The sequence below is a fragment of the Paenibacillus sp. JNUCC32 genome (assembly GCF_014863545.1).
GTDB classification, from domain to species: domain Bacteria; phylum Bacillota; class Bacilli; order Paenibacillales; family Paenibacillaceae; genus Paenibacillus_AQ; species Paenibacillus_AQ lautus_A.
This window is the reverse complement of the sequence record NZ_CP062260.1, coordinates 2,890,478-2,908,351: the sequence shown is the minus strand read 5'-3', so window position 1 is coordinate 2,908,351 and position 17,874 is coordinate 2,890,478. Positions and strand designations below refer to the sequence as shown.

General features: G+C 50.7%; 17 protein-coding genes. 12 read left to right on the top strand and 5 right to left on the bottom strand.

The genetic code is table 11. The annotated features are described in order from the left end of the window. Positions 1 to 77: 77 nt before the first annotated feature. The 6 genes from JNUCC32_RS12835 (at position 78) to JNUCC32_RS12810 (ending at position 5,551) form a co-directional block, all read left to right on the top strand. A complete protein-coding gene (locus tag JNUCC32_RS12835) occupies positions 78 to 1,037 on the top strand; it encodes an ABC transporter permease (protein ID WP_009589453.1) in 960 nt (319 codons plus the stop codon). Positions 1,038 to 1,050: 13 nt separating this feature from the next. Next, complete coding sequence (locus JNUCC32_RS12830) at positions 1,051 to 1,932, top strand: carbohydrate ABC transporter permease (RefSeq protein WP_036665327.1); 882 nt, start codon at positions 1,051 to 1,053, stop codon at positions 1,930 to 1,932. A 14-nt stretch (positions 1,933 to 1,946) separates the two neighbouring features. After that, on the top strand, positions 1,947 to 3,074 hold the full coding sequence (locus JNUCC32_RS12825; RefSeq protein WP_192572307.1) for a glycoside hydrolase family 88 protein: 1,128 nt from the start codon (positions 1,947 to 1,949) through the stop codon (positions 3,072 to 3,074). Between the two features lie 173 nt (positions 3,075 to 3,247). Then, positions 3,248 to 3,883 carry a copper resistance CopC family protein gene (locus JNUCC32_RS12820; RefSeq protein ID WP_192572306.1) on the top strand — a complete coding sequence of 212 codons (636 nt, stop codon included), beginning with the start codon at positions 3,248 to 3,250 and terminating at the stop codon, positions 3,881 to 3,883. Next, positions 3,883 to 4,971, top strand: a complete 1,089-nt coding sequence (locus JNUCC32_RS12815; protein ID WP_192572305.1) for a copper resistance D family protein — start codon at positions 3,883 to 3,885, stop codon at positions 4,969 to 4,971. Before JNUCC32_RS12820 ends, JNUCC32_RS12815 begins: the two co-directional genes overlap by 1 nt. 145 nt (positions 4,972 to 5,116) lie before the next feature. After that, positions 5,117 to 5,551 (top strand): GNAT family N-acetyltransferase, encoded by a 435-nt coding sequence (locus JNUCC32_RS12810; RefSeq protein ID WP_192572304.1) that lies wholly within the window; start codon positions 5,117 to 5,119, stop codon positions 5,549 to 5,551. 122 nt (positions 5,552 to 5,673) lie between these two features. On the opposite strand, the gene JNUCC32_RS12805 is transcribed toward JNUCC32_RS12810, so the two are convergent. Next, positions 5,674 to 6,546 (bottom strand): AraC family transcriptional regulator, encoded by an 873-nt coding sequence (locus JNUCC32_RS12805; protein ID WP_192572303.1) that lies wholly within the window; start codon positions 6,544 to 6,546, stop codon positions 5,674 to 5,676. A 200-nt stretch (positions 6,547 to 6,746) separates the two neighbouring features. Here JNUCC32_RS12805 and JNUCC32_RS12800 point away from each other — a divergent pair, with 200 nt between their 5' ends. From JNUCC32_RS12800 to JNUCC32_RS12780, 5 genes are all read left to right on the top strand, one after another. Next, positions 6,747 to 9,431: a glycoside hydrolase family 78 protein gene (locus tag JNUCC32_RS12800; protein ID WP_192572302.1), complete on the top strand. Its 2,685-nt coding sequence runs from the start codon at positions 6,747 to 6,749 to the stop codon at positions 9,429 to 9,431. A gap of 132 nt (positions 9,432 to 9,563) precedes the next feature. After that, positions 9,564 to 9,986 carry a cell wall hydrolase gene (locus tag JNUCC32_RS12795; protein ID WP_009589484.1) on the top strand — a complete coding sequence of 141 codons (423 nt, stop codon included), beginning with the start codon at positions 9,564 to 9,566 and terminating at the stop codon, positions 9,984 to 9,986. 88 nt (positions 9,987 to 10,074) lie between these two features. After that, positions 10,075 to 10,476 carry a spore coat protein GerQ gene (gene gerQ, locus JNUCC32_RS12790; RefSeq protein WP_374705876.1) on the top strand — a complete coding sequence of 134 codons (402 nt, stop codon included), beginning with the start codon at positions 10,075 to 10,077 and terminating at the stop codon, positions 10,474 to 10,476. Positions 10,477 to 10,920: 444 nt separating this feature from the next. After that, a complete protein-coding gene (locus JNUCC32_RS12785; RefSeq protein WP_192572301.1) occupies positions 10,921 to 12,240 on the top strand; it encodes a hemolysin family protein in 1,320 nt (439 codons plus the stop codon). Positions 12,241 to 12,402: 162 nt separating this feature from the next. Then, the gene (locus JNUCC32_RS12780) at positions 12,403 to 12,900 is read left to right on the top strand and encodes a hypothetical protein (protein WP_192572300.1); all 498 of its coding nucleotides are present in this window, start codon (positions 12,403 to 12,405) and stop codon (positions 12,898 to 12,900) included. Between the two features lie 68 nt (positions 12,901 to 12,968). Here JNUCC32_RS12780 and JNUCC32_RS12775 read toward each other — a convergent pair whose 3' ends face one another. The 4 genes from JNUCC32_RS12775 to JNUCC32_RS12760 form a co-directional block, all read right to left on the bottom strand. Next, a complete protein-coding gene (locus tag JNUCC32_RS12775; RefSeq protein WP_192572299.1) occupies positions 12,969 to 13,787 on the bottom strand; it encodes a DUF4367 domain-containing protein in 819 nt (272 codons plus the stop codon). After that, positions 13,765 to 14,355, bottom strand: a complete 591-nt coding sequence (locus tag JNUCC32_RS12770) for an RNA polymerase sigma factor (protein ID WP_036665307.1) — start codon at positions 14,353 to 14,355, stop codon at positions 13,765 to 13,767. The genes JNUCC32_RS12775 and JNUCC32_RS12770 overlap by 23 nt, the downstream gene beginning before the upstream one ends. 370 nt (positions 14,356 to 14,725) lie before the next feature. After that, positions 14,726 to 15,955 (bottom strand): aminopeptidase, encoded by a 1,230-nt coding sequence (locus JNUCC32_RS12765; protein ID WP_192572298.1) that lies wholly within the window; start codon positions 15,953 to 15,955, stop codon positions 14,726 to 14,728. 169 nt (positions 15,956 to 16,124) lie between these two features. After that, positions 16,125 to 17,357, bottom strand: coding sequence for an aminopeptidase (locus tag JNUCC32_RS12760; protein ID WP_036665303.1), 1,233 nt, complete (start codon positions 17,355 to 17,357; stop codon positions 16,125 to 16,127). Between the two features lie 145 nt (positions 17,358 to 17,502). Here JNUCC32_RS12760 and JNUCC32_RS12755 point away from each other — a divergent pair, with 145 nt between their 5' ends. Beyond that, positions 17,503 to 17,790, top strand: a complete 288-nt coding sequence (locus JNUCC32_RS12755; protein WP_192572297.1) for a hypothetical protein — start codon at positions 17,503 to 17,505, stop codon at positions 17,788 to 17,790. Positions 17,791 to 17,874 lie beyond the last annotated feature (84 nt).

Here is a 17,874-nt window from a genome sequence, read left to right as displayed (position 1 = left end):
AAGCGCATGAAGAGGGAGAAAACGGGCGAGCCGTATCCTTCTTCATGCGGGTTATTTTTCACAGAGGAGGGCATACGGTGCAGCTAAAGGAAGAAACAAAACGCATGACGATACAGAGCAAATCCGAGAGCTTCAGCGCAAGAGCAGCGAAGGACTTTCGCCGGAATTCCACGATCTACCTGATGCTGCTGCCGGTTGTGGCGTTTTATGCCGTGTTTCATTACGGACCGTTATACGGCCTGCAGATTGCGTTCAAGAACTTCTCCGCAGGGCTCGGCATCTGGAATAGCCCATGGGTCGGCTTTCAACATTTCAGCGATTTTTTTAACGGATTTTTCTTTGAGCGGGTCGTTTCCAATACCATTATCCTCGGCGCGTACGATCTTATCTTCGTATTTCCCGCCTCCATCGTGCTGGCCTTGATGCTGAACGAGGTGCGACATCGGATCTTTAAGCGGACCGTACAATCCATTACGTATATTCCGCATTTCATTTCCGTTGTCGTTGTTGTCGGGATGCTGGTTGATTTTTTGGCGGTGGACGGCCTGATCAACCATATCATCACCTACTTCGGCGGCAAGCCGATTTCGTTCATGCGGCTGCCGGAATGGTTCCGCACCATCTATACCTCGTCCGCCATCTGGCAGGGGATTGGCTGGGGCTCCATCATTTATCTGGCAGCGATTTCCAATATTGATCCGTCCCTGTATGAGGCGGCGAAAGTGGACGGTGCTGGCCGCTGGAAGCAGATGCTTCAAATAACGCTCCCTGGCATCCTGCCGACCGTGATCATTCTGCTTATCTTGCGGATCGGTTCCTTTATGGCACTGCAGGATGAGAAGATCCTGATTATGTACAACCCGGTCATCTACGAGACGGCAGACGTGATCGGGACTTATGTCTACCGCAAGGGAATACTGGAAGCAAGCTACAGCTTCAGCGCCGCTGTCGGCATGTTCAATTCCTTGATTAACTTTGCGCTGCTCATTGGAGCCAATTATCTCAGCAAGCGGTTTACCGATACGAAGCTGTGGTAGAGAGGGGGATCTCATGCGAACTACTAGATCGGTCAGTGAAGTCCTGTTTGATTCTGCGAATGTCATTCTATTGTGTTTGTTATCGATCATAACGTTATATCCGTTTCTCTACGTATTGTTTGCTTCGATCAGCACGCCAGCCGAATTCGTTCAGCACCGGGGCATCCTGCTGTGGCCCAAGGGCTTCTCGCTGGACTCCTATCGTATGGTATTCGAGAACCCGAATATCATCCGAAGTTACCTCAACACGATATTTTATGTAGTCGTCGGCACGACGCTGAACATTCTCATGACGGCTCTCGGAGCCTATGGTTTATCCAGGAAAAACGTGATGTGGAAAGGCGCCATCATGATGCTGATCGTGATGACGATGTTTTTTGACGGCGGGCTCATCCCGAAATACCTGCTCGTGAAAAATATGGGTCTGCTTGATACGTACTGGGCATTGATTATTCCAAGCGCCATGACGACATGGAACTTGATTATTATGCGAACGGCATTTCAAGGGGTACCCGATGCGCTCGAGGAATCCGCGCGGATCGACGGAGCCACCGACTGGACCATTCTGTTCCGGATCATCATCCCGTTATCGCTGCCGGTCATTGCGGTCATGGTCCTCTTTTACGGGGTGTGGCATTGGAATAAATGGTTTGATGCCCTCATCTATCTAAGGGACCGGGACTTGTTTCCGCTGCAGTTGATCCTGCGCGAGATTCTGATCCAGAACGATACCAGCAGCATGATGACCTCGGTAGGAGGGGGAGATCGGATGCCGGTTGGCGAAACGATTAAGTATGCGACGATTATGGTGGCGACGCTGCCGATCTTGTTTCTGTATCCGTTCTTGCAGAAATATTTCGTGAAGGGCGTCATGATCGGCGCCATCAAAGAATAGGAGGTATGTGAACCATGTGGGATCAGGCCATCATGGATGCGGTTGAAAAGACCAAGAGGAACATCGGTTTATTTCCGATGAAATTCCCTCACATCACGGCGGAGAAGCGATACGAGTGGGGAGAAAGCAATGACTGGATTGAAGGATTCTACACCGGAATGATCTGGCTGTGTTATGAATATACGAAGGACCCGCTGTTTAAGGATACGGCAATCGCTCAATTGGAGGATTACAAGGCGCGGCTGGAGGAGAAGCGGCATCTGGATCATCATGATATCGGATTTCTGTACCTGCCCTCCGCATTGGCCGCGTGGATCGTGGATGAACATGAAGAGGGCAAACAGCTGGCCCTAAAAGCAGCCGACCATCTGATGCTGCGCTGGCGGGAAGAAGGCCAGTATATTCAGGCCTGGGGCCGGAAGGGCGACGAGAAGAACGGCGGCCGCATTATCATCGACTGCATGATGAACATACCGCTGCTGTATTGGGCGTATGACCAAACAGGCGACGAACGCTACAAACGCGTGGCCGTCGCGCACGCGGAGAAGAGCCGCCGTTATTTAATGCGAGGGGATGATTCTTCGTACCATACCTTCTACTTCCAGCCGTCGGACGGGAAGCCCATCGGCGGTGGGACGCACCAAGGATATCACGACGGCTCCACCTGGACGCGCGGGCAAGCATGGGCCGTCTACGGATTTGCGCTTTCCTACCGTTATACCCGTGATCCCAAGTATTTGGATACCGCCGTGCGAGCTGCCCGCTATTTTATCGAGCATTTGCCGGAAGACCATGTCGCCTATTGGGATTTTGACGTTCCGATCGAAGCGGGTACGCCTCGCGACAGTTCCGCTTCCGCCATCGCCGCATGCGGGATGCTGGAGATCTTGGAGCACCTGGAAGAGGAAGATGGCAATAAAGGGCTATTGACAGACGCCGTCGAGAAGTCCATGATCTCCCTTGTAAACCGTTATTCCACTATCGGTGAAGCTGCCGAGGAAGGCTTGATCAAGCATGGTTCCTATTATGTCAGAGGCGGGATGGGACCGGACGATTACATGATCTGGGGGGATTATTATTATCTCGAGGCCTTGCTGCGACTGACCAAAGGGATACCTGGCTATTGGTACGAGAGAGGATAGTAGAACCGGATCCGTGAACTATAACGGGAACGCCGCAATCTGTGCGGCGTTCCCTTTTTTGTGTAAAATAGGATAGGATCATTGTTCACAATATACTCATTAGCATTGAGAGAACGTCTTTGTTATGATGGGGAAGATTCAAATTTAAGATAAATGGTTTGGAGGAGATAGGCATGTTGAAACATGTGAAAACTTCGGTTCTGCTGACCTTGGGTCTGCTGCTTGTACTGGTGTTCCCGACAGCAACGTGGGCGCATTCCAAGCTGGAATCCAGTACGCCCGCGGCAGACGCCAAGATCACGGAAAGCGTGAAGGAAGTCAATCTGTCATTCAATGAAAATATCGATGAAAATTTAAGCACCCTCAAGGTGAAGAATGCGCAAGGCGAAGAGGTTGAAGTATCGGAAGTCAAGGTTAGCCAGAACACTATGGCTGGAACGCTGGCAGCACCGCTTCCATCCGGTTCTTACACGGTGGAATGGAAGATCGTTGGCGGAGATGGACATCCCGTTGACGGAACGTATGCTTTCGAAGTCGATGCACCGGAAGGGGAAGCTGCTCCGGAGACTTCTGCCGACACCGAAGAAACGTCTGCGGATACAGGAAGTACACCGGATGAAACAGCAACGGCGGATGATACAGCCGCAGACAACGCAGATCCGTCGACGGATACGAATCAGCAGGCGGAGAATACGCCGGCTAATGACACATCCGAAGGAAACGGGTCGACCGTGTGGATCGTGATTATCGTCATCGTGGCCGTTGTCGCAGGATACTTTGGAATTAAAGCATCCCGGAAGAGAAAGTAATGTCTTATTATTGGTTAAGCGAGCCGTTTTTATATTTAGCATACGCCATTCTGGCCGGGATCACGGTGTTGTCCCTGGTACCGAAGGCTTATAAGCCGGACATTTCGGTACCGGCCTGGCTCGGCCCAGCGGCGGGGGCAGCCATCATCCTATTCGGCTTTGTGCCGCTGCTGCAAATCATCATGTTCTTCAAGGATGATATCGGATTCTGGCAGTCCTTTAACAGCATCATGTTCAAATTCAGCGAGGGCGAGCGTTATGCCTGGATACTGGTTCTTTCGATCCTATTGGCGGTACTGACCCTGATCGTCCGCCGGAAGCCCGGCTCTCCCTTACGCTGGCTTATGCCCGCTCTTCTGTTGGGCATTGCCGTCGCCATGTCTTCGTTCAACCACGCTGCATCCCTGTTCGATGGCGTTGGACAGCTTGCTTTCTTCGCCCATTTCACGGCGATGGCCATATGGACGGGAACGCTGCTGCTTACAGGATGGTTCAGCACGGAACATGATCGCTGGAGTGCGTTTCTCCGATGGTTCCATCCATTAGCCATCGCCTGCGTCATCCTTGTCATCGGATCGGGTCTGTTCCTGATGACAGCCGTGACGCCGGAACCCGTAAACAGCTGGACGCTGTCCTACGGTCAGGCCCTGCTGGTCAAGCATATTCTCATTCTGCCGCTGCTGGTGTTCGCGTTCGTTAACGGTTATCTCGTCAAGCGCAAGCTGCGCAGGGATACAAGCTATCGACCTGCGGCATGGGCACGAAGCGAGGGAATCCTGATCGGGCTGATTTATATCGTCACCGGCTACATGAACCAGCAGCCGGCGCCGCACGAGGTCGTGGATACATTGGCGTCATATGGCCCTGCAGCAACGTTTGTCTGGTTCCATCCCGGGTTTACGATCGGTGAATTGGCCTTTACGTGGAGCTGGATCGGGATACTCTGCCTGTGCCTTGGGCTTGGTCTCCTCTGGAATGTCGTGAACGTATTTCGCAGGAACCGGGCAGCAGCCGCCGGGCTGTTAAGCGGGTTAGGCGCCGTTGCGCTGATATATTGCGGCTTGATGTTTTCGGTTACCGCCGTTTAATTTGTTTGAAGTGAAAGGTCCTTGCTGTTTAATCAGCAGGGCCTTTTTTTGGTATGGGAGCAATGATAGTTGGCTGGATAAAGGTGGTATACTTGGGGGTGAAGATCGAACATGGACCAAATCTTGAACTGGGGGGAAATATGATATGGAAAAAGTGAAATTTATTCGCTTAGCATCTCCTACGGATGCATCCGTACTGGACCGATTAAACGAGGAGTTTAATGGGATTAGAATGCCGCTGGAGGAAATTAAATATAGTTTGGAACAAGCGGATGAGATCGTGGCCATCGCTTATTTAGGCGATGATCCTGTTGGATTTGCCTGCGCGCAATCATTTAAGTCCTTTTGTTACCGGGAGCTTGTCGGCGAGATAACGGAAATGTACATTCAGGAGCGGGCAAGAAGGCAGGGGCTGGCAGGAATGCTGCTCGTTTTTCTGGAGGAACAATTGATAGCGCGCGGGGTGAGCACGGTTAAGGTGCTTACGGGTCATGATAATCGCCAAGCCATCGCAGCATATGAGAAATCAGGTTATAAGCGGGAGGATGAAGTGCTTCTGGAGAAAGAGCTGGGGGAATAGGAACGTGCTAGCATCCAGGATATCAGATAAGGGTCAGCGACTAATCGTGCATGTACAAAAGCATGATATCCGAGTTATATAAGGATCATCATGCTTTTATATTTGCTGGAGAATCCGGTCAATTATCCATGATGCTGCGTTTCGGAGCGATATTGACCTGGCGTGAGTCCCGTGCTTCGCTTGAATACCGAGTTGAAGGAATGCATGTCCTTGTAACCGACCTTTTCGGCGATCATACTGACTTTGTCTGTCGTGGTTCGCAGCAGCTCGCGGCTCATTCGAATGCGTACGGTCTGCAGATAATGATGCCAGCTCTGGCCGGTATATCTGCGGAACAATCGCTGAAGATGGCGTTCGCTGAAGCCGCTGATCTGCGCAAGACGCGTCAGCGTGAGCTCATGCATGTATTGTCCCTCCACGTATTGAAGGACATCATGAAAAGAGGGATGCGAAGGCTCCGAGGTCATAGGCTGCGAATGCTCGATGGCCCGGCTGAACTCAATGATCAGCTGTAGCAGCAGCGTGTGCAAATAGACGGCTGAGCCGCTGATCTGCATGGCATATTGTTCATAGAGGGAGACGAACAGCTTCTCGAAACGGTCATGCCGATCCGTAATGGCGCGGTACCCAAGCGAGCCGTCTTCCATCTGTTTCAATAAGGAGGCTGTCCTCGAATCGGAAGCAAAGGCAATCAGTTTCGGCAGGAGATTGACGGAGAATATGCAATTGTTCACGATGAGCGGCTTCCCGTTCGAAGAGGTAGGCCGGAATACGTGAGGCATTCCGAGCGGTATATAAAACATATGACCTTTGCGAACCCGCTGCACCGAGTTCTCCATGTGATGGAAGCCTTCTCCCTCAGCAATATACGCTATTTCCAGAAAATCATGGTTATGGTAAGACCCCGAAAAATTCTCCGCGTTACGATTTACATACATCAGGGTGTCATCCCGGAAAAAATAATCTCCGTAATAGGTTTCCATCGGTCGTTTCATCCTTTTTGCTCCTTTTCATAAATCGAGGATGGATGTCCGTTTTACCACATTGAATTGTCCGTTATCCCCATCATCCTGCTTGGAGGTTCACTTATAATAATAGTTGAAACAGGGACAGAAATGAAAGCGTATATCAAGCCAAGCGGCTAATTCAAACGGATTGTTGAAGCAGCCTTCTTGAAGTGAACGGAGGAATGAGCATGTTCAGCGTAACGGATGTACGATGCGAATATCTTCATCAACCGATAGGTATCGGAGAGCGAAAGCCGCGCATCAGTTGGAGGTTGGCCTCGGACGAAAGAGCCGTCAGCCAAACCGCTTATGAGATTGAGGTTTCCAACGAGAAGGAATTTGCCAAGCCCTGCTGGACATCAGGGAAAACAGCCTCGTCGCAGTCGGTTCACGTGGAATTAACGGGGCTGAGCGTAACATCATGTAAGCGCTATTTCTATCGCGTGCGTGCCTGGAACCAAGCCGGGGAATTGACGGAATGGTCCGACACGGCCTACTGGGAGACAGGAAAACTGGAAGGGGAGCCATGGGTCGGACAATGGATATCTGCACCACGATCCTTGCTGCCTGTTGAAGCCGGTCACCTCCCGCTGCTCCGCAAGAGCTTCAGCTTAAAGTCGCCCATTACGAAAGCAAGAATATATGTCACGGCGCTGGGCCTTTATGAACTTGAGCTTAACGGACAGAGAGTGGGAGACTGTTATTTCACGCCAGGCTGGACGAGTTACGATCATACGATTCAGACGCAGACCTATGACGTGACCGAGATGCTGAAATCTGGCCAAAACGCGATCGGCGCTTGGCTCGGTAACGGTTGGTACAAGGGACAGCTGGGCTGGGAGGATCGTCACGCGATTTATGGAGATCGATTAGCGCTTCTGCTGGAGCTGCATATCACGTATGCTGACGGCAGCGAAGAAGTGTTGGCAACCGATTCAAGCTGGCAGTCGGCCAAAGGCCCGATCGCCATGTCGGAGCTATACCATGGCGAAACCTATGATGCGCGCCTCGAACTGGACGGCTTCAGTTCGGCAGGTTATAACTCGGTTGATTGGCATGGCGTGGAAACGATCGACCAAGGTTACGACAAGCTGAAGCCCCAGATCAACGAGCCCGTGAGAGCCGTTCAAACGGTGCGGCCCGTGGAATGTCTGACCACGCCCAAAGGTGAAACCGTCATCGACTTCGGACAGAATTTGGTAGGCTGGGTCCGATTTAGCGTGTCCGGTGCGGAGGGCACAACGGTGACGCTGCAGCATGCGGAAATCCTGGATGCCGAAGGTAACTTTTATACGGAGAATCTCCGAACCGCTAAACAAACGATTCAATACACGTTAAAAGGCGGAGGGAACGAAATCCATGAACCTCATTTTACGTTCCAAGGCTTCCGATATGTTCGTTTAGACGGTTTCACGGAAGAGCAGCTGGACCTCCGGCATTTCGAAGCGGTCGTGCTCCATTCGGATTTCGAAGAAACCGGAACTTTTCAATGTTCGGATCCCATGGTGAATCAATTGCAGAGCAACATTCGATGGGGACTGAAGGGGAATTTCCTCGACGTGCCCACGGATTGCCCGCAGCGTGACGAGCGGCTTGGCTGGACCGGCGATGCGCAGATGTTCATCGGGACGGCGGCCTATCTTGCCAACGTGGCGCCTTTCTTCACGAAATGGCTGTCGGACCTGGCCGCGGAACAGCGCGATGACGGAGCGGTTCCGTTCGTTGTTCCGCATGTGCTCGGCGATGAAGCCTATGCTTCGGCCGCATGGGGAGATGCAGCGGTCATTTGCCCGTGGACGGTGTACGTCAATTTTGGCGATCGACGGATATTGGAGCGTCAATATGAGAGCATGAAGCGCTGGGTCTCCTACATTCAAGCTCAAGGGGAGCATGAATATCTGTGGAATACCGGCTTCCATTTCGGCGATTGGCTGGGACTGGATGCGAAATCCGGGGACTATGTGGGTGCTACGGAACGGGACTTTATCGCTTCGGCGTTTTATGGTTATTCGGTGGAACTGCTTAGGAAAACCGCGGTCGTATTGGGACGAGAACAAGATGCTGCCCTGTATGCCGAGCTTAAAGAAAAGGTTGTCGCTGCATTCCGTAACGAATTCGTGACCCCGTCCGGAAGGCTTGCGGCGTCGACGCAGACCGCGCACGTGCTTGCGCTTATGTTCGGGCTGCTGGATGAGGCGGCGGAAAAACGCGCGGCGGATCGTCTTTATGCATTGCTGGAGGAGAGCCGGTTTCATTTAACGACCGGTTTTGTGGGCACGCCTTATATTAATCATGTGTTAAGCCGGCACGGCATGCACGATGCGGCGTATAAGCTTCTGCTGCAGCAGGACTATCCTTCATGGCTGTATCCGGTGACGAAAGGCGCCACGACGATATGGGAGCATTGGGACGGCATCAAGGAAGACGGCAGCTTCTGGAGCCGCGACATGAATTCATTCAATCATTATGCATACGGAGCCATCGGCGAATGGCTGTATCGTTCGGTTGCCGGCATACAGACAGTGGAGGATGCGCCGGGTTATAAACATATCCGGTTTGCGCCTGTACCGGGCGAAGGCCTGACATGGGCGGAAGGCAAAATCGATACGATGTATGGAACCGTCCGGTCATGCTGGCGGATGGAAGATGATGGCGAGTTTCAGCTGGAAGTGTGCATTCCGCCTAATACGACTGCTGAAATTTGCCTGCCTGGTGTTTTTGACGTTTCAAACGTTAAGGAAGGCAGCACGGTCCCTCTGAACGAAGCGAAGGGGATCCATTCGGCAGTCGATGGCGAAGCGGGTGTTGTGATTCAAGCGGGCTCGGGGGAGTATACGTTCCGTTATGTATACAACCATCCTAAAGCGAAGTAAGGCATGATAGCAGGAGACCAAAGTTCTTTACCGCGACGGACGCGGTAAGGAACTTTTTTTTCGTATCCAGGCACATTTCTGGGCGAATGCACATACGATACAAAGTGATCTTAAGGAAGCGAGGGGAACTCTGTGGCAGTCATCAAAGCGAATTCGAATGATGTGGATCTTCTGGCAAGATTGATCCGCGCAGAGGCAGAAGGCGAAGGTGAGCAGGGCATGCTCATGGTAGGGAATGTCGGGGTGAACCGGATACTGGGTAACTGCCTGGATTTTCGAAACATCCGCAACATGAACGATATGGTATTTCAGAGCCCGGGTGGTTTTGAAGCAACACAGAAAGGCTATTTTTATCAACGGGCCAGGGATCGGGATCGTCAGCTAGCCCAAAGGGTCATTAATGGGGAACGCATATGGCCGGCTAGCAACGCGCTATGGTTTTTCCGCCCGGCAGGGGACTGCCCGGCAACCTGGTACAATCAGCAGAACACAGGCCGATTCAAGGCACACTGCTTCTTCACCCCGACATATGCCGATTGCCCGTCCGTTTTTTGATTCATGTTATACAACCGCTTAGGCGGGAGTTATAAATTAAAGGAGGAAATTACTTATGTACAATCAAGGTGTGCCGCCTGTGAACTTCATGAATGGAGTCCGTTATCCGGGAGTGCCGAACCGCGGGACCGCTGGTTACACGGCAAACGTTCCACCGCAGGTGCCCAGCGGAAGTCCAATGACGCCGGGAGGCACCGTTGTTCCGGCACCGCCGCAATTCGAACAATCTTACGTGGAGAATATCCTTCGATTGAACCTTGGGAAGCAGGCAACGTTTTACATGACGTATGAAAACAATTCGCAATGGAATGCCAAGGTGTTCACGGGCATTATCGAAGCCGCCGGTCGCGATCATATCGTCATCAGCGAACGGACGACAGGGCGCCGGATCATCCTGCTGATGGTGAACCTGGACTATGTCGTGTTTGACGAGCCGCTCAATTACCAATATCCGGGCGTGATCGGCAATCCGCCTCCAACGGCAAGATAAATCTATTTTTGCGAATGCCCCAATAACCTTCGTTTACACCGATGTGAAACGGAGGTTATTTCATTTGGCCTTGGCAGAATATTCAATGGCATGCGTTTTTCTAACGACACTCCGCGCGGCCGCATTGTATTATTTTAACATTATGAATGTTTATTCATAGAATCGTTCAATTCATCGGAAAACGAGTGTTAACGGCTGAGAATCAAATTAAAGCTCATAACAACGATGATTAATGTCATAAGACAACGTTTGACTGTGTATCGTAGTACTATATAATTACTTATATAGCTTGAATAAGTCGGAATAAGACAAGGAGATGAGACCATTGGGAAGTTGATGCGTAGTCCGAACACGCTGTTATGCTTGATGGCACCACACATTTTTAATAACCGAAGGAGGTGTTCCTATTCGTCATAGCATGCTGTATGGCGGGTAGGAGATCGATTGAGTGACCCCTTACCGAGTTTGATAAGTTTAACCTTGGTATTGATTCTCGTCCTATTAAACGGATTTTTTGTATCGGCTGAATTGGCTTTTGTTAAAGTGAAGAGCAGCCGGATTGACGCTTTGGTTGAAGAAGGACATAGACGTGCACAATTTGCGCAGAACATACTGAAGAACCTGGACGGATATATATCCGCTTGCCAGTTTGGGATTACCATCGTGTCCATCGGCCTTGGCTGGATCGGCGAGAGAACGATTTCCGCCATGATTACGCCTTGGTTCAACGGAATAGGATGGAGCAACACAGCCGTTCATGCGGTGTCCTTGGTATTAGCCTTCATCTTGATCGCACTTATGCATATCGTATTCGGTGCATTAGCGCCTAAGACGGTGGCCGTACGCAAGGCGGAACAAATCACGCTGCTGTCCGCAGGCCCGCTGCGGGTATTTTACACCATCATGTTCCCGTTTATCTGGTTTGCCAATGGGCTTTCCAATAACGTTCTTCGCATATTCCGGATGAAGCCGGTGGTTGAACGCAATGTCCATACCGAGGAAGAACTGCGGGATATGATGAAAGAGAGCAGCGAGAGCGGATTGATGGATAGCACGGAGATGACACTGGTAGACAACATTTTTGAATTTGCCGATACAACGGCAAGGGAGATCATGATCCCCCGTACAGAAATGATCTGCTTATACAACAATCTTTCATTGGAAGAAAATCTGAAGATTGCAAGCGAGGGCATGCGAACCCGTTATCCGATCTGCGACGAAGACAAGGATCATATCATTGGCTTTATTCACATTAAAGATCTGATGCGCGGCTTCGTTGGCGACCAGCTTTCCCTGATTCGCCCGATCATTGCTGTTCCTGAGTCAATCAAGATCAGCGAACTGCTGCGAAGAATGCAGCGGAGCAAGACGCAAATCGCCATTCTTATCGATGAATACGGCGGGACCTCGGGACTCGTGACCCTGGAGGATATTATGGAAGAAATCGTCGGTGAAATTCAAGACGAGTTTGACGAAGAGCGTCCAGGCATTGAAAAGGTGGGGGAGGATGAATACTCCATTGATGGATTGATGCTGATCGATGAAATCAATGACCAATTTGGTCTGAATGTGGATACAGAAGATTACGATACCATCGGTGGATGGCTGTCTGCGCGACTTGAGGTGCTGCTTCCGCACAAAGGCCAGTCTGTTATATACGAAGACTGTCGCTTTGTGATTGAGGAGACGGAGAATAAACGCATCTCCCGGATACGCCTGATCAGGCAAGAGCAGCAGCTGATACAGGAAGAAGCGGGCGCGTAAACTGGATATTAGAAGAAGCAGCGACATTAAATGTCGCTGCTTCTTTTTATTTGCAGAAAAGTTTCGAAAATTATATCAAACCGTGAAAAAATAGAAACTTTTACGCTAACACGACGTGTTAAAATATGGATGTTCCTATCATATTGAAAGAAAGGTGATATTATGTCGAAAGTACGCAGTCCAAAACGTATAGCTTCAGCACTTGCAGTCAGTGTTTTATTAAGTTTATCCTTGGCAGGAGGGGCTTACGCGGACTCCGCTGCAGACATTGCACCCGGTGCTTTGACGACTCCGCCTCCGGTTGAAATGAATTTGAATTCTTCCATCAGCCTCTTAGCGAATAAATATTTGATCAACTACTATTCTACGATTAGCAAGGCAAGCGGCACCCAAGTGAGCATCAACGGATTTACGGGCGCTGGACAAGCCGTAGACAGCATCGGCATTAATTATGTTCTACAGCGCTGGACAGGGTCGGCTTGGGTGGATGCTGGCAGTGCATATGAAAACGGAACCAACAAGCTTTCGCTTAACGGCACCAAAAATTTCAACGTTCAGGCAGGCTACTATTACCGTGGCAAAACCATTCATTGGATTAATGAGAACGGTACATATGAGGAAGGCACTTATTATACGAACTCGATATTAGTAGAACAGTAATTTCAATAGGTTATCACAAAGAAGGACACTTTATGCAAGTGTCCTTCTTTGTGTGTGCAGGTATGGTTCTAGTGTATGCTGTTGGCGATTTTAATGAATTCTTCTCTAGAGAACAATCCGCTAATATTCACCAATATTTTGTCATTGTCATGCAAAAAGCGGAGGTTGGTTTCAGTCAGGTAGGCTACGGCTCCGGATTTCAGCTTCAGCGTCTCGGTAACCTTTCCTCCAAGGCCGATGGACCGTTCTGCCGTCATGTCGATTAAATCGATGTAGAATACCTTTTCATCCGCATTCTTGTAGTGAAGATGAAGATCCAGGATCGGCGCGCTCTCGCTTTCCGCGATTCCCGTCGCCTCATAGAACTCAAAGCCAGGCGGAATATAGCCGATTTCAGGGATCTTGAATAATACGCGCTTTTGCGATTCGATTAAGGATTCGTCGGAATCCGTAAAGGGAACGTCTTCGGTTTCCACCAATTCAGCGGGCGGTACTTGATCGGCGTTATCTGGGACAGGGCTTATATCCGGCGGAGGCGCAGTAAGGGCCTTGCTGGGATCGACGGGCTCTTTCTTGCCGAATATCTGGCCCGTTATGCCATTGCCCCAATCCACGATTTGCTGATAAATCGGCGATACGGCTTGCGTGACGGTAGGCTGGGAGAACACGAATGCCCCGAATGCCATGGAAGCTGCGATAATACCGGCCAACTGAAATCTGCGGCGTCGCTGTTTCCGATTGTTAAGTTTCTCGACCTGCAGCTTGACTTGCTGCCAGGATTGTCGCTTGGATTCGTTGTCCGTAGGGAGTGAGGAACGTGAAGCTGCACGATCAAAGGCTTCATCAAAGGCCTCGTCAAACCAATCATCGTATTTTTCGTTGCTCATCCAATTCACCCCACTCTCTATACAGCATTTTCTTAACGGATTCCCTGGCCCGGAACAAACGCTGCTTCACGATCTCTTCGCGAGTATTCAGCAGCTCCGCGATTTCCCTGTAGGTCAGGCTGTGCTTCCAACGATACTCAATCAATAGCTTGTATTCAGGCTTCAACTGGTCGAGGTACTGCCCGATCGATTCCTCCAGCAAATTCGATTCCACCTGGTGTTCGACGTTCGTGGAAGAAACTACCACGTCCTCTTCATTAATAAAAACACTATCGACATCCACCTGGTTACGGTATTTTTTATTTTTTCTTAAATAATTCATGGTTGAGTTTTTCGCGACGACACGGAGCCAGCCCCGCATCTTGCTTTCCGTTTCGAACTTCGGCTTGCTTGTGATCACTTTGATAAAGGACTCCTGAATGATATCCTCAACAGCAGCATGATCCCGTACGACATACAGTATTTGCCCATAAACGAGGTCATAAAATTCATAATAGATTTCTTCCTGAATAGGTTCGCTCAGATCAGCGAAATCTGCTGCAAGGAGGAGCTGTAATCGGTTGGACACGCGATAATCCCCTCTCTGGTGTAACCATCCTATTTCTCTCATCATTTTACAACATATCGGGTAAAAAAGCCCTACAAATTCTAGTAACAGCCGACTCTGGAGACCGGAGGCATCCCGGCTTATCCTATTGAATTCATGGTATTGGGCCCGCTTTTCGCCTCTGTTATCAGCAAGCCAATGAGCTGCGCCCATCTCTTCATCATATGCTCGGCCATCAATGGGTATTAATCGAATCTGGGATTGACTCGGCAAGAGAAAGGGCGGGGATGGACCAGATAAAAACAGGACAGCCTCTGAGAATCAGGCTGCCCTGTCGATCGTTCTTAATCGAATGCTGGGTTGCTAGTCATGGTAACGGCAAATATGGCGATTATGCCCAGTTACCATCGATGAAGACCGGCTCTTCCTTGCCATCATGCGTGATTCCCGTAATCTGAAGCTCCTTGGAGCCCATCATGAAGTCGACGTGGGTAATGCTGGTGTTCAGGCCGCTTGCCTGGAGCTGTTCGGACGTCATGGTCTTGCCGCCTTCAAGGTTGAAGGCATATGCGCTCCCGATGGCCAGGTGACAGGAGGCATTTTCATCAAACAGCGTGTTGTAATACAGGATGCCGCTTTCCGAGATCGGGGAGCGGTGGGGGACAAGAGCCACCTCGCCCAGATAATGCGACCCTTCGTCCATGGAGATCAGTCGGGTTAAAGTATCCTGGCCTTGTTCGGCGGAAAAATCGACGATGCGCCCGTTCTCGAACGTAATCGAGAAATTGTCGATGATGTTGCCGCCGTAGCTCAAAGGCTTCGTGCTGCGTACGGTGCCGTTGACGCCGGTTTTGAGAGGGGCGGTGAACACTTCCTCCGTCGGGATGTTGGCAACGAAGCGCTCGCCTTTTTCGTTGTGGCTGCCCGCCTGGGCCCATATATGACCCTCCGGCAGCTCGATTGTCAGATCCGTTCCAGGTGAAGTGAACCGGAGCTTGTGATATTTCTTGGCATTGAGTTCATCCGATTTGCGTTGAAGGGTATGGATATGCTCCTCCCACGCCCCAATAGGATCTTCCAGGTCCGCGCGAACCGCGCGGAAAATCGCGTCCCACATTTTGTCCACCTGTTGGCCGGCAGGAACGTCAGGAAACACCTTGGCGGCCCAATCAGGGGAAGCGTACGCTATGCCGGTCCAGCTCATTTTGTCGGCCTGCTGGTATTGCCGGTATTTCGACATGGCTGCGCCATATGTACGTTGATAATTGGATATACGCTCGGGATCGACTCCTTTTAACAGGTCGGGGTTCGAGGAGAGGATCGTCAAGAAAGCGGCTCCTTGTTCGGCAAGTTCGGTTACTTCCTCTGCGTAATAAGTAGGCGGTTCCAAAAAAACTTCGTCGGGCGCCAGATCGTACCGAATCCGATTCACGATTTCGTCACTGTAATTCACTTTCACTTGCTTGGCACCCGTTTCGTAGGCTTTCTTCACGATCAGACGCACCAGCGGCGCCGCATCAATCATGGCGTTAACCACCAGCGTTTGTCCCGGCTGCACGTTGGCGCCGACCTTAACTGCTAGCTCCGCATAGCGTTCCAATTTTTGTTCAAAGCTGGACATGACAGACCCTCCATTTCTTATATGCTGCCTCATAGCAACTTCAAGCGTTGTTTAGATTATCGCACAATTTTTAAGTTTGTAAATCAACCTCGGGTCAATTAAAGTCCGAAAAAGTTAAAAGAAAGCAGCTACTTCGCGAGAAATAGATGCTTAATGCTGCAACTTATTCTTAAAATGCCCAGTTTCCTTTCAGGAATACGGGTTCTTCCTTGCCATCTGCCGTAACGCCGTAAATATCCATGTCGCCGGAGCCGATCATGAAGTCGACATGGGTTACGCTCGTATTGAGGCCGCTCTGAATCAGCTGCTCCTGATTCATGTCCTTGCCGCCCTCGAGACAGAAAGCATAAGCGCTGCCGAGCGCCAGGTGGTTGGAGGCATTCTCGTCAAACAACGTGTTGTAATACAGGATGTTCGACTCCGAGATCGGGGATTGATGCGGTACAAGCGCCACTTCACCAAGGTAACGTGCACCTTCATCCATGTTCAGGAGGCGCTCCAAAGTCTCATACCCTTGCTCCGCCGTGAAGCTGACCACCTTGCCTTCTGCAAAAGTAAGGGAGAAGTTGTTTATGATGTTACCGGCATAACTTAATGGCTTCGTACTATGTACGGTCCCGTTGACGCCTGTTTTGAGCGGAGCGGTAAAGACTTCCTCAGTCGGCATGTTAGCCACGAAGGAGTGTCCTCGTTCGTTGATGCTGTCGCCTTGTGCCCAAATGTGCCCTTCCGGCAGCTCGATGGTAAGATCGGTTCCAGGCGCAACATAGTGGAGCTTCTTGTATTTCTTGGCGTTCAGCACGGAGGATTTGGCTTCAAGCACTTCGAGATGTTGGTTCCAGGCCTCTACCGGGTTCTCCTGGTCCACACGTACGGTGTGGAAAATCGCATCCCACAATTTGCCGACCTGCTCGGATTCCGGAACATCCGGGAATACCTTTGCGGCCCACGCAGCCGAAGGAACTGCGACCAGGCACCAGCTGAACTTGTCGGACTGCTGATAGGCACGGTATTGCTTCAATGCTTCGCCGCGCGCCTTGTAGAAGTTTCCGATGCGCTCGGAATCGATGCCGCTGAGCAGATCGGGGTTCTCGGCCAGCACGTGCAGAACGGCTGCCCCGTTCTCGACCAGCTCCGTCATTTCTCCGGCATACCATTTTGGCGCTTCGGTAAACACGTCATCCGCAGCTTTTTCGAATTGAAGCCTTGTTATCGTTTCGTCGGTCCACAGGATCTTAACGAGGCGGGCCCCCGCTTCGTATGCCTTCTTAGCGATCAAGCGGGTAAACTCGGCGGAATCGACAGGAGCATGGACCACCAGCGTTTGCCCTTCCTGTATGTTGACTCCAACCTTTACGGCCAACTCGGCATATTTGTCCAGGTATGTATTGAAATCGGACATTTGGAACCCTCCAATGCAATTAATAATGTAACACCCCATATTATACTAGATCGAGCTGTATAAGAAAAACCATAATCAGCGATCAAGAAAAGTGATATACTGAGTCTTGTGAGTGCTTTACAACGTAACGAAGGAGCGTGAAAACGTGTCACAAGTCCGAATCGAGCGTGCGGATATGAAGCGGGATAATGCCGATCAATTCGTGGGATATACCGTATTTTCTATAGATGGACATGCCTCATCCTACGAGATCACCTTCCTGAGCAAGAACGGCCGGGATTGGGATTACAGTCTGAACTTTGCCGGCGAGCCGGGAATCGAGGAGCAGTTTCTCCAGATAGACGAACGGATCGAAAACGATGACGAGCTGTTTGACGATTTGCTGGATGCAGCCATTGATGCCAGCGAATTCGGGGCATCAGAGGCGGACTAAAGAAACGTATTTAAGAAACAAACCGTACACCTCTCTTAGATGGAGGCGTACGGTTTGTTTACATGCGGCAATGAGCGGGCCGGA

Excerpts from the sequence above, each read along its gene's own strand:
- JNUCC32_RS12830 (WP_036665327.1), top strand. The coding sequence starts at position 1,051 with ATGCGAACTACTAGATCGGTCAGTGAAGTCCTGTTTGATTCTGCGAAT.
- JNUCC32_RS12825 (WP_192572307.1), top strand. The coding sequence starts at position 1,947 with ATGTGGGATCAGGCCATCATGGATGCGGTTGAAAAGACCAAGAGGAAC.
- JNUCC32_RS12820 (WP_192572306.1), top strand. The coding sequence starts at position 3,248 with ATGTTGAAACATGTGAAAACTTCGGTTCTGCTGACCTTGGGTCTGCTG.
- JNUCC32_RS12815 (WP_192572305.1), top strand. The coding sequence starts at position 3,883 with ATGTCTTATTATTGGTTAAGCGAGCCGTTTTTATATTTAGCATACGCC.
- JNUCC32_RS12810 (WP_192572304.1), top strand. The coding sequence starts at position 5,117 with ATGGAAAAAGTGAAATTTATTCGCTTAGCATCTCCTACGGATGCATCC.
- JNUCC32_RS12805 (WP_192572303.1), bottom strand. The coding sequence starts at position 6,546 with ATGAAACGACCGATGGAAACCTATTACGGAGATTATTTTTTCCGGGAT.
- JNUCC32_RS12800 (WP_192572302.1), top strand. The coding sequence starts at position 6,747 with ATGTTCAGCGTAACGGATGTACGATGCGAATATCTTCATCAACCGATA.
- gerQ (WP_374705876.1), top strand. The coding sequence starts at position 10,075 with ATGAATGGAGTCCGTTATCCGGGAGTGCCGAACCGCGGGACCGCTGGT.
- JNUCC32_RS12780 (WP_192572300.1), top strand. The coding sequence starts at position 12,403 with ATGTCGAAAGTACGCAGTCCAAAACGTATAGCTTCAGCACTTGCAGTC.
- JNUCC32_RS12775 (WP_192572299.1), bottom strand. The coding sequence starts at position 13,787 with ATGAGCAACGAAAAATACGATGATTGGTTTGACGAGGCCTTTGATGAA.
- JNUCC32_RS12765 (WP_192572298.1), bottom strand. The coding sequence starts at position 15,955 with ATGTCCAGCTTTGAACAAAAATTGGAACGCTATGCGGAGCTAGCAGTT.
- JNUCC32_RS12760 (WP_036665303.1), bottom strand. The coding sequence starts at position 17,357 with ATGTCCGATTTCAATACATACCTGGACAAATATGCCGAGTTGGCCGTA.